The sequence below is a fragment of the Bradyrhizobium sp. USDA 376 genome, from assembly GCF_054063675.1.
Map to the genome: position 1 here is coordinate 8,071,322 of NZ_JBSSGN010000001.1, position 14,592 is coordinate 8,085,913.

The following is a 14,592-nucleotide window of genomic DNA, read 5'->3' on the forward strand; positions in this document are numbered from 1 at the left end:
GGCGCTCAGAGCTTCAACCGGACGTCGCAGATATCAGGCTCGGTCGGATCCGGCTTGACCTCGAAACCGAGCTGCCGGCACATCTCGAGCATCACTGTGTTCTCCTGAAGCACATCGCCCGAGATCGCCTTCAGCCCTTCCGACCTCGCATAGTTGATGATCAGCTGCATCAGGGCCCATCCGAGCCCCCTGCCCTTGAGATCGGACCGCAGCAGGATCGCATATTCGCCGCTCTCGTAGATCGAGTCCGAATGGAGCCGGACGACGCCGACCATCTCGCCGGTCGCCTCGTCGAACGCGATGAAGGCCATCGCGCGCGCATAGTCGAGCTGGGTCAGCCGCGCGATGAATTCATGGGTGAACTCCTTCATCGGCGCGAAGAAGCGCAGGCGAAGGTCGTGAGGCGTCACGTGACGCAGGAACTCGTGGATGGTCGGCTCGTCCTCGGGACGCAACGGCCGCACGAAGATCCGCCAGCCGTCCTTGAGCTCGAGTCGGCGCTCCCACTGCGACGGATAGGCGCGAACGGCGAAATTGGCAGGGCCAGAGCCTGCGAATTTCCGCTGCGACGGCCCCACCGCGACACGGGCGTCGACCGCCGTCACGCCGGTCTCATCCGCAAGCAGCGGGTTGATGTCGAACTCGCGAACCTCCGGAATATCGGCCGCCATCTGCGCAAGCTTGACCAGCACCATGGCGACGGCGTCCTGCTTGACGGCAGGCACGTCCCGATAGGCGCGCAGCAACCGCGAGACCCGCGTGCGATCGATCAAATCACGGGCGAGTTGCAGATCGAGCGGCGGCAATGCCAGCGCCTTGTCGTTGATGATCTCCACCGCCGTTCCGCCCCGGCCGAAGACGACGACGGTGCCGAAGGTGGGATCGTCGGCAAGACCGAGGATGAGCTCGCGCGCCTTCGCCTTGACGACCATCGCCTGGACGATGACCCCACCGATGCGAGCTTCGGGCCGCAGCTTCCTGGCTCTGGCGAGAATGTCGGAGGCCGCGGCACGCACGGCCTCCGGTGTCGTCAGATTGAGCACCACGCCACCGACGTCGGATTTATGCACGATGTCGCGCGACATGATCTTCAGCACGACGGTCCCGCCTTGGGCAAATATCTCGTTCGCGCAGGCCACCGCCTGCTCGACATCGGCTGCGGCATAGGTCGGCACCATCGCGATGTCGTAGGCTTCGAGCAGGTGCTTGATCTCGACAGGCTCGAGCCATTGGCGCCCGTCCGCGATCGCAGCGGTGACAATCTGGCGGGCAGCGCGAGCGTCGGGCGCAAATGTGTCAGGCATGGCGGGAGGAACCTGGCTCAGCTCCTCCACCACTTCGCGATGCCGGACGAGGTGCATGAAGCCGCGCACGGCATCATCCTCGGTCGGATAATTCGGCATACCGGCGTCGGACAGCGCCTGAACAATCTGCTGGTCGGCTCCAACCCAGGCGGCCAGCACGGGCTTCGACCATCGGCCGTGCTGCTTGCGATATTTGCCGACGAGCTCCGTCACGGTCGCGGCGATGTCGGCGGCCGAAGCGATCGCTGTCTGCACGTTGAGAACGAGAACGGCATCATTGTCGGGATCGGCGAGCAGAACCTCCAGCGCCGCGGCGTAGCGCGAGGCATCGGCGTCACCGACGATGTCCACGGGATTTGCACCGGACCAGGTCGGCGGCAGCACGTCGTCGAGCTTTCTGCGTCCATCTGCCGAAATGGTCGCGGGGATGCCGCCAAGCTCGACCAATCGATCGATCGCGAGGACGCCGATGCCGCCTCCATTGGTCAGAATAGCGAGGCGCTTTCCCGTCGGCGATTCGACGCGGCCGAGCGTCTCGGCGCAGTCGAATAGCTCGCGCAGATCGGAGACCCGCAGGACGCCGGCGCGGCGGAACGCCGCGTCATAGACGGCATCGGCGCCCGCGAGCGCGCCCGTATGGGTCGCGGCCGCCTTCGCCCCCTGCGCCATGCGGCCGGACTTCACCACGACGACCGGCTTGACGCGCGCCGCAGCGCGCGCCGCCGACATGAACTTGCGCGCGTCCTTGATGGCCTCGATATAGAGCAGGATCGCGCGGGTCTTGTGATCCATTGCGAAATAGTCGAGCAGGTCGGCGATATCGACATCGATCTGATCACCGATCGAGACGATGCCGGAGAACCCGACGCCACGTTGCGCGGCCCAATCCACCATGCCGGCGGCGATCGCGCCGGATTGCGATATGAGCGCGAGATTTCCCGCTCCCGGCATGTGTGCGGCAAAGCTGGCGTTGAGGCTCACGCCGGGCATCATGATGCCGAGGCAGTTCGGCCCGATCAGCCGCATGCCGTATTTGCGGGCTGCGGCGATTGCCGCCTCCTGCAGCGATCCCGGCCCATGGCCTAATCCCGCCGAGACGATCAGCGCGCCTGCCGAGCCGCGCCGCCCGGCCTGGTCAATGATGCCGGGAACCTCTCGCGCCGGCGCCGTGATGACCACCAGCTCGGGCACGAATTCCAGCCTGTCCAGGCTCTTGACCGATGCAACGCCGGCGATCTCCGCATGGCGCGGATTCACCAGGCCGAACTGTCCCTTGAAGTCGGCCTCGTGAATGTTTTCCAGGACGGCGCGTCCCACAGAGACCGGGCGGGCGCTCGCCCCGACAAGCGCGACTGAACGCGGCGACAGCAGATTCTTCAAGCGATAGGTGGACATGAGAGCAAATGCGCCTGGTCGGGGGCGGTTCCGATGGTCGAGAGATCAGGCCGGAAAGCTGGCGACGAGCCTAAAGCGCGATGAGATCGAGGTGAACCGTCATCGCGCTTTAGATTGTTGTTCAGGCATGATCTTTCGGAAAGCCGCTGCGCACCTTTCCGGATCATGCGCTAGTGCGAGATCATAACCCAGCACGGTGGCTGGCCAATGACGGTCTTCGTCACACCGCCCCAGACGATCTCATTCAGGCGTGAATGATGGTAGGCTCCCATCACGATCGCATCGATGGCGTTGGAATTCGCCCAGCTTCCAAGCACCTTACCGATCGAGCTGCCGCCGCCCTTCGTCGTTTCAAACGAGGCGTAGACACCGTGTTCCCTCAAATGCTCGACAAGCGAGGTTCCGGAATGCACGATCTCGTCAGTCTTGTCGTCGGCCACAGTCACCACGCGGACCGAGGCCGCAGCCTGAAGGATAGGCAACGCGTCACCGACGGCGCGCGCCGCGCGCGCGGAGTGATCCCAGCCGATCATGACGTTCTCGAATTCGGGTCGCAGCACCTCCACATGCTGCTCCGGGCACAGCAACAGCGGTCGCCCGGATTCGAACAGGAGCGTCTCGATGATGTGCTCCGTTCGGCTGTCATGCGGTTTCACAGGAACCAGCGTGAGATCGCTGAAACGCGCATGTTCGGCGAGGATCGGCGCGATCTGGTCCGACGGCACCTTGCCCGACCGGCTTTGGGCCCGGATGCCGGCGCGCGACGCCGCACCGGTGAAGGCATTCAGGAGTTGCTGCGTGTCACCCGCCCCGGCAGGTCCCCTTGCCTCGGCGGCACCGGGATCGTCCGAGAGCAGCACTTTCGGCCGCACGAACACGTCTTCCTCGAGCGCAAGCGCGGTGATCCTGGCGCCGAGGTCGGCGGCGACAGAAACGCATTTCTCGATCGCTGCAAGGGCCGGTCCACGCGGCTGACCGACAAGCGGCAGGAAGACGTCCTTGATGGGCATCGGAATTCTCCTTAACTGCCAGAATAGGCCCGGCTTTCGGTAGGGTGCTTGATCCTCGTCAAGCCTCGGAACTGGCCGACCGGGCAAGGACGGGCATTGACGGAAGTCAAGGACTGGCCGCGCGCTGCCATTCTATGGATAGTTCGATCGGAGCGGTCCGCCCCGGAGAGACTGATGCGTGCGATGGTGTTGGCGGCCCCGCGAGCGCGGCTCCGGATGGAGGAGCGCCCCGATCCAATCCCCGGCGAAGGCCAGATCCGGGTCAGGGTCAGCACTTGCGGCGTCTGCCGGACCGATCTTCATGTCGTCGATGCCGAACTGCCCGACATCCGCTATCCCATCGTGCCCGGCCATGAGATCGTCGGCCGCGTCGATCTCATCGGCCCGAATGTCGTAACGCACGCGCTGGGCGAGCGGGTCGGCATTCCCTGGCTCGCCTTCACCTGCGGAAGCTGCCGGTTTTGCCGGGAGGGCATGGAGAACCTCTGCGACCGGCCGCTCTTCACCGGCTATACAAGGGACGGTGGCTATGCCACGCACGTGGTCGCCGACGCGCGCTACGCCTTTCCGCTCGGCGAGGCCGGCGACGACGTGGCTCTCGCCCCTCTGCTGTGTGCAGGCCTGATCGGCTGGCGTTCGCTGGTCCTGGCCGGCGAGGCCGAGCGGCTCGGCATCTACGGCTTCGGCGCCGCCGGCCACATCGTTGCGCAAGTCGCAGTCTGGCAGGGACGATCGGTCCATGCGTTTACGCGGCATGGAGATGTGGCTGCACAGGACCTCGCGCGCCGGCTCGGCGCCGTCTGGGCCGGCGCTTCGGACGAGACGCCGGACACGCCGCTCGACGCGGCCATCATCTACGCCCCTGCCGGCGGGCTCGTGCCGGCCGCGTTGCGCGCCGTCCGCAAGGGTGGGCGCGTGGTGTGCGCCGGCATCCACATGAGCGACATTCCGAGCTTCCCGTACGATCTGCTCTGGCAGGAGCGGCAGTTGATCTCCGTCGCCAATCTCACCCGACAGGACGGTCTCGATTTTCTAAGCATCGCCCCGCAAGCCGGCGTGCGCACCGAAACGACCGCGTTCCCGCTCGACCAGGCCAATGAAGTCCTGGACATGCTGCGGAATGGACAAATTCTCGGCGCTGCCGTGCTGAAGCCCTGACCGCATCCTGGGACACCAGCTTCGATGACAGACGAAACCGCTGCCCAGGAACGGATCTTCGCGGCGCTCTGCGCGCATCCCGGCGTGACGCGGATCGATACGCATGCCGCTTCGGTCTTTCTCGACGGGCCGCGGGCGCTGAAGATCAAACGAGCCGTCCGGTTTCCGTTCCTCGACTATTCAACGCTCGAGAAACGCAAGGCGGCCTGCGAGGAAGAGATCAGGATCAACCGGCCGCTGGCGCCGCAGATCTATCATCGCGTCGTGGCGATCACCGAGGAAACCGACGGATCGCTGAAGGTCGACGGCAGCGGCCGGCCGGTCGAGTATGCGGTCGACATGTCCCGCTTCGACGAAAGCCGGACGCTGGATCATCTGGCGAAGGCCGGCCCGCTCGATGCGAACCTCGCCTCGGCAACCGCCGACGCCATCGCGGCTTCGCATGCGGCGGCGCTCCACGCCGACGGCAAGGCATGGGTTGCCTCCATCCCCGGCCTCATCGATGCAAACAGCAACGGCCTGCGGAAGGGCAACCATCTCGAAGCCGAGGCGATCGAGGAGCTCGGCAAGGCCTCGCACGCGATGTTCCTGCGCCTGCGGCCTCAGCTTGAAGAGCGCGGCCGTCAGGGCTTCGTGCGCCGCTGTCACGGCGACCTTCATCTTGCGAACATCGTCTTGATCGGCGAACAGCCTGTCCTGTTCGATGCCATCGAGTTCGATGCCCAGATGGCAACGGTCGACGTGCTCTACGACCTCGCATTCGTCCTGATGGACCTGCTCAGCCATGACCAGGCCGCGGCAGCGAACGTCGTGCTGAACCAGTACCTGACCACGTCGCCCGTCGAAACTCTCGACGCCCTGGCCGCCCTGCCGCTGTTCATGTCGATTCGCGCGGCAATCCGTGCGCAGGTGGCGTTGGCGCGGCTGACGCGGCCCGATGCCGACCGGAGCAGAATTCTCGCCGAAGCACGGCGCTATTTCGATCTCGCTCGGACTCTGATCACTCCGCCCACCCCGCGCCTGATTGCCGTCGGCGGACTATCGGGCACCGGCAAATCCGTCCTCGCCCGCACCCTGGCGCCCCACGTCGCGCCGCAGCCGGGAGCCGTCGTGCTGCGCAGCGACGTCGTTCGCAAGCAGCTGTTTCAGGTGGGACACACCGACCGACTGCCGCCGTCCACATACCGGCCCGACGTCACGGCACGCATCTACGAGGTGCTGGCGCAGCGTGCCCGGCAGGCGCTGGCGCAAGGCCATTCCGTCATCGTCGATGCCGTCTTTGCACGCGAGTCCGAACGGGACCAGCTGGCCGCGCTGGGGCGCGAATGCAACGTGCCGTTGAGCGGACTATTTCTCGTCGCCGACCTTGCGACCCGTCAGGCCCGCATCGGCGCCCGCCATGGCGATGCTTCCGACGCCACGCAGGAGGTTGCTGCGCAGCAAGAGCACTATAATATCGGTCACATCGGTTGGGCGACCATCGATGCATCCGGCACACGGGAGCAGACGCTCCAGAGCTGCCGGGACGCGATCGCAAGGCAAGCAAGGCAATCTGATTGACGCGGGCAAGGATGTCGCGACCCACCACGAGTTCGACGGCGACCACGCCCGCCAAGCCGGCGACGCGGCGCAATGTCCTGCCCGGCCGCCTCAGCCCCGGCATGGCCTGCGATACCGCGTTCCGCATCATCGCCCGCCGCCATTTCGATGCCGTCCTCGCCCAGCACGACGGCACATGCCGTGGGGACCCGGAGGCACTGCATCAGATCCGGATCGCGCTGACGCATCTGCGCACGGCCATTCGCTTCTTCTCGCCCATGGTCGATGACGGGCTACGGCCAAACGTCTGGGCCGAGCTGAAATGGCTGAACAGCCAGCTCGGCATGGTGCGCGACCTCGACGTAGCGATCGACCGGGTCATCGCCGAGAGCGGCGGCGAGCTTGACGTGATTGCCGAGCTCCAGCACTGGGACGAGAAACGCGCCGAGAGCCACCGCCTGCTCGCGCGCGCACTGCAGTCCGCGCGCTTTCGGCGCCTGGTCGAGCAGACCTCGGCCTGGATCGAGAGCGGCCCCTGGTCGACCCGGCGCAGCAAGGAGGCGGTCAGGTTGCGCCGATGCCCGCTGGCCGGCCACGCGACGGCCCGCCTGACCGAGTGGGAAGAGACGTTGCTCAGGAAGGCCCGGAAGCTGCGCAAGCTCGACGTCGAGAAGCGTCACAAGCTGCGGCTTCTCAACAAGCGGATGACCTATTCGGTCGAGTCGCTCGCGGACCTGTTCGCCGACGAATCCTTGACGAAGCAGAAATCGATCCTCAAGCAATTGAGGAAGGCGCAGAAATCCCTTGGACAATTGAACGACGATGCGCGTGGGCAGGCGCTGGCCGCCTCATTGAACGGCGCCGGCCCCGAGGCTGGCATTCGCTTCCTCGACCGCAAGCGGGAAAAGAAGCTGTTGCAAGCCGCCTCGAAAGCTTACCGGAAGCTGGACAAGGCCAAGCCGTTCCGCTCGTCAGACCTTGCGCCGAACGCGCAGCCTGAGGATTAGAGCGTTTTCAAGCGAAGTGGATATCGGTTCGCGTCAAGAAAACGCGTAGAAATAGAAATCTAGAGCCCGTTCCGATTCATTCGGAATGGGGCTCTAGGTTTGGACGTAGTCGCCCGGCGCGTCGGGCAGGCCGTCAATGTCTCCGCCCCCGATCGACGGAGGATCGCAGGGCGCGCCTGAGCGCGCCGCCAGCCATTGCGCCCATTCCGGCCACCACGATCCCTCAACATGCGGTGCCAGCTTCAGCCACTCCTCCGGACCGACGTAAGGCGCGTCCGCGGCCTTGGTCTTGACCTGGTAGTTGTGCCAGGACTCGCCAGGAGGCGCGACGACGCCGGCATTGTGACCGCCGCTGGTCAACAGGAACGTCACGTCGGCATCGACCTGGTAATGGATCTTGTAGACGGATCGCCACGGCGCGACATGATCTGTAAGCGTGCCGACCACGAACATCGGCGTGTGAATGTCGGACAGCGAGACGCTCCTGCCTTCGACGCGATAGCGGCCGGCGGCCAGATCGTTGTCGAGGAACAGTTTTCGCAGATACTCCGAGTGCATGCGATAGGGCAGCCGCGTGGCGTCGGCGTTCCAGGCCATGAGGTCGCTCGACGGCGAGGCCTCGCCCATCAGATAGTCATGCGACAGCCGCGACCAGATCAGCTCGTTGGAGCGCAGCAGCTGGAACGCGCCGGCCATCTGTGTCGTGTCGAGATAGCCGCGCTGCCACATCATGTCTTCGAGGAAGGCAACCTGGCTCTCGTTGATGAAGAGCGTCAATTCGCCGGCTTCGGTGAAGTCGGTCTGCGCGGCGAGCAGCGTGATGGTGCCGAGACGGCTATCGCCGTCGCGTCCCATGGCGGCAGCGGCGATCGACAGCAAAGTGCCTCCCAGACAGTAGCCGAGCGCGTGGATCTTCCGGCCCGGCACGATCCGACCGACCATGTCCAATGCGGCCATCACGCCCAGCTTGCGATAGTCGTCGAAGGCCACATCCCGGTCGTTCGCATCCGGATTGCGCCAGGAGATCGCGAAGACGGTGAAGCCTTGACCGGTCAGATATTTGACCAGGGAATTCTGCGGCGAGAGATCGAGGATGTAGTATTTCATGATCCACGCCGGCACGATCAGAATTGGCTCCGGCCGCACCTGCGCGGTCGTCGGATGGTACTGGATCAGCTCGATCAGGCCGTTGCGGTAGACGACCTTGCCGGGCGAGGCCGCCACCATCTTGCCGACGACAAACTGATCGTCGCCAACCGGATTCGAGGCGGAGAGCAGGCGCATCAAATCGCTGCACCAGTTTTGCCAGCCGAACACAAAATTCTCTCCGCCGCTCTGGAACGCTTTTTCCAGAACCTGCGGATTGGTGGCCGCGAAGTTGGAGGGTGCCAGCATGTCGAGCATCTGGCGCATCGAGAACTCGACGATGGCTTCATTTGTGTGGGACACGCCGCGTATGCCGGTCGTGGCATCGCGCCACCAGCGCTCGGTGAGCAGAAACGCCTGCGCGAGCAGATTGAACGGCGCGGCTTCCCATTGTCGGCCCTTGAAGCGACGATCGCGTCCTTGCGGCTCGATCACGGACCACGGCTTTTGCGACGTCGCATGCGCGGCAGCTTTGAGGAGCCGGCCGGTATCGCGGAGAATGTTGCGGGAAATTTCCATCTGGCGCTGTGGCGCCGCCGCAAGATGCGCGCCCCAATCGAGCCAGGCCAGCGACAAGGCCACCGGCGAAATCCCGCCCGTGAAACGCGCCAGCATGGCGTGAAACGCGCGGTCAAGAGGATATGGCTCTGATACGGGCGGGGGGTTGGCGGCAACCGGCATCCCCGGGACTTTTTCGGCGATCGCCGCGGAGGCCTCGTCAGCCAGGGTAGCCGGGCGAGCTTGCGGCGCCTCTTCGGCCCGTGGAAATATCTTCACGACGCTCATGGCTCAATGTTCCTGCGGGCCTCTGTTCTACGCCGGCAGCAGGATATGGCGACGCTCCCTATGCGCGTTGAGCTGCATCAAATCCCGGCACGGATCACGATTGCTCAATCAGGAGAAGACGGCCTTGTCCGCTTGACCTGGGTCAAACCGCACCCCGACGGCCGGACTAGGTTTTGCGCATTGAAATTCGACATGCCAGCGGAGTTTTCCATGCGCGCCCATCAGATCATGACCCGGTCGGTCATCTCGGTCACCCCCGACACCAGCATCGTGGAGGCGGCGAACATCATGCTGAAGCGGCACGTCAGCGGCCTCACGGTGGTCGACGAGGCCGGCAGGCTGGTCGGCGTCGTCTCGGAAGGCGATTTCATCCGCCGCAGCGAAATCGGCACCGGGCGCAAGCGGGGTCGCTGGTTGCGGTTCATCCTGGGTCCGGGAACGTCGGCCAGCGACTTCGTCCAAGAACACGGCCGTAAGGTTGCCGAGGTGATGACCCCCTCGCCCGTGACCATCACCGAAGATACGGCGCTTGCGGAGATCGTCGATCTCATGGAGCGGAACAACGTCAAGCGCCTGCCAGTTGTGCGTGGCGACATGGTCGTCGGGATCGTGTCCCGCGCCAATCTGTTGCAGGCAGTCGCAGGGCTCGCCCGGGACGTGCCGGATCCGACGGCCGACGACGATCACATTCGCAGCCGCATTATCGATGCCATGGAGAAGAACGACTGGTGCCCGTTCGGCCTCAACGTCATCGTCCGTGACGGCATCGTTCACCTCAGCGGCGTCATCACCGAAGAACGCGCGCGGCAGGCCGCGGTCGTCGCGGCGGAGACCGTCGAAGGCGTGAAGAAGGTGCACGACCATTTGTGCTGGGTCGACACCATGTCCGGCGTCTATCTGAACTCACCTGAAGACGACGATCTCGCCAAGGCAAGCTGACGAGGCGAACTGAAGGAGTGAACGCGGCTCAGCGTGGGATGACGGCGGTGGCCTCGATCTCGACGCGAGCCGCCTTCTCGACAAGCCGCACGACCTGGACCAGCGCCATCGCCGGATAATGCGCACCGAAGACGGCGCGATAGACCCTGCCGAGCTCCTTCAGGTTCGCCAGGTATTCGTCCATATCGACGACGTACCAGGTGAGGCGCACGAGGTGTTCGGGGCGTGCGCCGGCCTCATTCAGAATCGCGGCGATGTTGCTCAGGGTCTGGTGAACCTGCGCGACGAATCCGTCGGCGAGCCGTTCGTCGGCATCCCAGCCGATCACGCCTCCGGTGACGACGATCCGGCCTTCGGCAGCCATGCCGTTGGCATAGCCTTTCGGCACCGGCCAACCGGACGGCTGGAGGATCTGCGCCACCGAACCTGTGTCATTCTCATCGACAGTCGGCAGCACCGCAAGCTGCGGGCCTTTCGGCGTCGTCACGGACAATTCTCTATCCTTCTCTCATTCTGCCGCGACGCCCGAGGACGTCGCTGCGGCCTGCGCGAGCTGTCGCAGGGCAAAACGTTTCAACTTGCCGGTCTCGGTCTTCGGCAACTGCGTCACAAACTCGATTGCGCGCGGATATTTGTACGGCGCGATCTCGCGTTTGACATGCTCCTGCAACTCGGCTGCGAGCTGAGCGTCCGGCGTCACGCCGGGCGCGGCGATGACATAGGCCTTCACGATCATCCCACGCGCCTCGTCGGGCGCACCGACCACACCGCACTCAACGACAGAAGGGTGCGTCAGCAGCGCTGCCTCGACGTCGGTGCCTGCGATGTTGTAGCCGGCCGACACGATCATGTCGTCGGAGCGCGACTGGTACCAGAAATAGCCGTCGCTATCCATCAGATAGGTGTCGCCGGTGATGTTCCAGCCATTCTGGACGTATTTGCGCTGGCGCTCGTCAGCGAGGTAGCGGCACCCGGTCGGTCCTCGCACCGCGAGACGTCCCATCGTGCCCGACGGGACGTCGTTGCCCGCGTCGTCCACGATCTTCGCTTCATAGCCCGGTACCGGCTTGCCTGTGGCGCCCGGGCGGATCTCATCCTCGGTCGCGCTGATGAAGATGTGCAGCAGTTCTGTCGAGCCGATACCGTCCATCAGCTTGATGCCGGTGGCCTTGAGCCAGGCATCGAATGTCGGTTTTGGCAATGTCTCACCAGCCGAGACGCACTTCCGAAGCGAGGAAATGTCGCGGCCCGCGAGCTTGCCGATCATCGCCCGATACGCGGTCGGCGCGGTGAAGCAGACCGTGGTCTTGTACTGCTCGATCGCCGTCAGCATGTCGTCCGGCGTCGTCTTTTCCAGCACCACGAAAGAAGCCCCGATGTGCATCGGAAACAACACGCCGCCGAAGCCGAAGGTGAAGGCGAGCGGCGCCGAGCCGACGAAGCGATCCTTCTGCTCGGCGCGCAGGATGTTGCGCGCGTAGCCGTCGCAGACCGCCAGCATGTCGCGGTGGAAATGCATGGTGCCCTTGGGGTCGCCTGTTGTGCCAGATGTGAAGGCGATCAGGCAGATATCGTCGGACGCGGTATCGACAGCTGTGAACTCGGGGCTGGCATCGGCGATCAGCGCCTCGAGCGAGTCGGGCGCGCCATTACCCCAATAGACGACCCGCTTGAGGCCGGGCGCAGCTAGCTTCGCCTTCTCCATCTCGTCGGCGAGCTTTCCGTCGCAGAGCGCCAGCGTGATCTCCGCCTTCTGGATCGGATAGGACAACTCCTTGGCGCGCAGCAGCGGCATCGTCGCCACGCAAATTCCGCCGGCCTTGATCACGGCGAGGTAGGTTGCGACCATCATCGGATTGTTGGCCGAGCGCAGCAGCACACGCCCGCCGGTGACGAGGCCGAGCTTGCCAACCAGAACGTTGGCGATGCGGTTCACGAGCGCCTGCAGCTCGCGATAGGTGTAGCTCACGGCGGGACTGATGACGCAAGGCGCATCGCCGTGGCCCTGCTCCACCCACCGATCGAGAAAATAGCTGACGCAGTTCAATCGTGGCGGATAGTGCAGCTCCGGCCGCGTGAAGATGAATTCGGGCCAGAGCTCGCGCGGCGGCAGATGCTGCCGCGCGAATGTATCGACATGGGCCGTCGCGGCGTTGCCGTCATACGAGCCCGACGCTTGAACCTTGGCGGCGTTGGCCATCGCACGCTCCTTTGCGCATGGAAAGCACCCGGCAGCACTATCTGGGAAACATTTTAGGCTTAAAACAATTTGGCGCAATAGCGGATTTTGGGCATCCCGTGCATTTTGCTGCGGCAAAGTGGATTGGAAGACCGGCCGACCGTGGTCCTAGGGCCGGCGGCGTGCGGCCGATTTCTGCGCCGATGCCTTGGTCTTGGCGAGGAGGCGCATCAGTTCGCGCACGTCCTTCGGCGTCAGGTCGGCGAAGAGATCGGCGATCCAGGTCTCGTGTTCCGCGGCCATCCTGCGAAACTCGGCGCGACCGAGCTTTGTCAGGCGGATCACCTGGACGCGGCGGTCGGTCTCCGAGGTGCGCCGGTCGAGATGGCCTGATTCCACCAGACGCTCGACGAGACCGGTGACATTGCCGTTGGAGACCATCATGCGTTTGGAGACGTCGGACAGCGTCATGCCGTCGGGCGCCTTGTCGAGCTGCGCCATCAGGTCGAACCGGGGCAGCGTGACGTCGAAGCGCTGCCGCAGCCGGCCGCGCACCTCACCCTCGATCAGGGTGGTGCAGGTCAACAAGCGCAGCCACAGCCGGAGCTCCTCGGCATGGTCCTCCGGCGTCTCGACGGCCTTGGTCTCGGAATCAAGCATCTGGTGCAGTCATTGACGGCAGGCATTGGCGCCGGCACGGATTCCCCAACGTTTTGAGCTTCAAATAAATTGAAGCCGGCCGCAAGTCCAAAGCTGCAGCAATCGACCGCACGCCGATTTCTTTAGGCTTCAAATAATTGGCGCGCCGCTTGCATGCGCGCTGTGCCGCGGGATGGCGACGTCTTGAGCCTTGCTTGCCGCGGCAGCCATCATCGGCATAAGCTTGGATTGGAGTACGCGGCTTGCTGCGCAGGCCCTGATGTCACGAGGGACAAACGATGAAAATGCAATTGACCTTGGCCGCAGCCACCGTGCTGCTCGGCACCGCGATGAGCCCTGCCCTCGCCCAGGACAAGATCAAGCTCGGTGTGATCGTGACCCTGTCGGGGCCCGCCGCCGCGCTCGGCCAGCAGGTTCGCGACGGCTTTGCGCTCGCGGTGAAGGACCTCGGCAGCAAGATGGGGGGGCGCGATGTCGAGGTCGTGGTGGTCGACGACGAGCTCAAGCCGGACGCGGCGGTGACCAAGGTCAAGGGCCTGCTCGAGCGCGAGAAGGTCGATTTCGTGGTCGGCCCGATCTTCTCCAACATCCTCCAGGCGATCCACCGTCCCGTGACGGAATCGAAAGTGTTCCTGATCAGCCCCAATGCCGGCCCCTCGACCTTTGCCGGCAAGGACTGCAATCCGTTCTTCTACGTGACGTCGTATCAGAACGACCAGGTCCACGAGATCCTCGGCAAGGTCGCCCAGGATCGCGGCTACAAGCGCATGTATCTGATGGTGCCGAACTATCAGGCCGGCAAGGACTCGGTCGCCGGCTTCAAGCTCGACTACAAGGGCGAGATCGTCGAAGAATCCTACATGCCGCTGAACACGCTCGATTTCCAGCCGGAGCTGTCCAAGATCTCCTCGCAGAAGCCCGACGCGCTGTTCACGTTCATGCCGGGCGGCCTCGGTGTCAATCTCGTCAAGCAGTACCGCCAGGCGGGCCTCGCCGACAGCATTCCGGTGCTCTCGGCGTTCACGGTGGATGAATCGACCCTGCCGGCACAGCAGGACGCGGCCGTCGGCATGTTCGGCGGCGCGAACTGGGCGCCCAATCTCGACAATCCCCAGAACAAGAAGTTCGTCGCGACCTATGAGGCTGCCTACAGCGTTGTGCCCGGCACTTACGCATTCCAGGCCTATGATACCGCGATGCTGATCGACAGCGCCATCTGGAGCGTGAAAGGCGACCTCTCGAACAAGGACGCTGTCGGAGCCGCGCTGAAGAAGGCGGATTTCACCTCGCTGCGTGGCGCTTTCAAGTTCAACACCAACGGCTATCCGATCCAGGATTTCTACCTGACCAAGGTCGCCAAGCGTCCGGACGGCAAGTTCCAGACCGAGATCGTCCAGAAGGTCTTCGAGAATTACGGCGACCGCTATGCCAAGGATTGCAAGGCGGCGAACTAAGCCGCATCGCGTTAC

11 protein-coding genes are annotated in these 14,592 nt (G+C 64.3%); 5 read left to right on the plus strand and 6 right to left on the minus strand.

The window, feature by feature from the left end; translation table 11 throughout:
• Positions 1–5 precede the first annotated feature (5 nt).
• A complete protein-coding gene (locus tag ACVJ19_RS37995; protein WP_453954154.1) occupies positions 6–2,699 on the minus strand; it encodes a bifunctional acetate--CoA ligase family protein/GNAT family N-acetyltransferase in 2,694 nt (897 codons plus the stop codon).
• Between the two features lie 170 nt (positions 2,700–2,869).
• Positions 2,870–3,709 (minus strand): universal stress protein, encoded by an 840-nt coding sequence (locus ACVJ19_RS38000; RefSeq protein WP_453954155.1) that lies wholly within the window; start codon positions 3,707–3,709, stop codon positions 2,870–2,872.
• 174 nt (positions 3,710–3,883) lie between these two features.
• On the opposite strand from ACVJ19_RS38000, the gene ACVJ19_RS38005 reads away from it, so the two are divergent.
• The 3 genes from ACVJ19_RS38005 to ACVJ19_RS38015 are packed head-to-tail and all read left to right on the plus strand — an operon-like array spanning position 3,884 to position 7,413.
• Positions 3,884–4,867, plus strand: a complete 984-nt coding sequence (locus ACVJ19_RS38005) for a zinc-dependent alcohol dehydrogenase family protein (RefSeq protein ID WP_453954156.1) — start codon at positions 3,884–3,886, stop codon at positions 4,865–4,867.
• A 24-nt stretch (positions 4,868–4,891) separates the two neighbouring features.
• On the plus strand, positions 4,892–6,427 hold the full coding sequence (locus ACVJ19_RS38010) for a bifunctional aminoglycoside phosphotransferase/ATP-binding protein (RefSeq protein ID WP_453954157.1): 1,536 nt from the start codon (positions 4,892–4,894) through the stop codon (positions 6,425–6,427).
• Between the two features lie 11 nt (positions 6,428–6,438).
• Entirely contained in the window at positions 6,439–7,413 is a 975-nt protein-coding gene (locus tag ACVJ19_RS38015; RefSeq protein WP_453954158.1) for a CHAD domain-containing protein, read from the plus strand.
• A gap of 93 nt (positions 7,414–7,506) precedes the next feature.
• Here the strand turns inward: ACVJ19_RS38015 and ACVJ19_RS38020 are convergent, their stop codons facing one another.
• Positions 7,507–9,345 carry a PHA/PHB synthase family protein gene (locus ACVJ19_RS38020; RefSeq protein ID WP_453954159.1) on the minus strand — a complete coding sequence of 613 codons (1,839 nt, stop codon included), beginning with the start codon at positions 9,343–9,345 and terminating at the stop codon, positions 7,507–7,509.
• Positions 9,346–9,555: 210 nt separating this feature from the next.
• Between ACVJ19_RS38020 and ACVJ19_RS38025 the strand changes: the two genes are divergently transcribed.
• On the plus strand, positions 9,556–10,284 hold the full coding sequence (locus ACVJ19_RS38025; protein WP_453955284.1) for a CBS domain-containing protein: 729 nt from the start codon (positions 9,556–9,558) through the stop codon (positions 10,282–10,284).
• Positions 10,285–10,312: 28 nt separating this feature from the next.
• Here ACVJ19_RS38025 and ACVJ19_RS38030 read toward each other — a convergent pair whose 3' ends face one another.
• The 3 genes from ACVJ19_RS38030 to ACVJ19_RS38040 all read right to left on the minus strand — a co-directional run bounded on the left by ACVJ19_RS38030 (position 10,313) and on the right by ACVJ19_RS38040 (position 13,123).
• Positions 10,313–10,771 (minus strand): RidA family protein, encoded by a 459-nt coding sequence (locus ACVJ19_RS38030; RefSeq protein ID WP_453955285.1) that lies wholly within the window; start codon positions 10,769–10,771, stop codon positions 10,313–10,315.
• Between the two features lie 21 nt (positions 10,772–10,792).
• A complete protein-coding gene (locus tag ACVJ19_RS38035; RefSeq protein WP_453954160.1) occupies positions 10,793–12,484 on the minus strand; it encodes a benzoate-CoA ligase family protein in 1,692 nt (563 codons plus the stop codon).
• Positions 12,485–12,631: 147 nt separating this feature from the next.
• Positions 12,632–13,123: a MarR family winged helix-turn-helix transcriptional regulator gene (locus ACVJ19_RS38040; RefSeq protein WP_035971233.1), complete on the minus strand. Its 492-nt coding sequence runs from the start codon at positions 13,121–13,123 to the stop codon at positions 12,632–12,634.
• A 278-nt stretch (positions 13,124–13,401) separates the two neighbouring features.
• Here ACVJ19_RS38040 and ACVJ19_RS38045 point away from each other — a divergent pair, with 278 nt between their 5' ends.
• Positions 13,402–14,577: an ABC transporter substrate-binding protein gene (locus tag ACVJ19_RS38045; protein WP_453954161.1), complete on the plus strand. Its 1,176-nt coding sequence runs from the start codon at positions 13,402–13,404 to the stop codon at positions 14,575–14,577.
• The last annotated feature ends 15 nt before the right edge of the window (positions 14,578–14,592 follow it).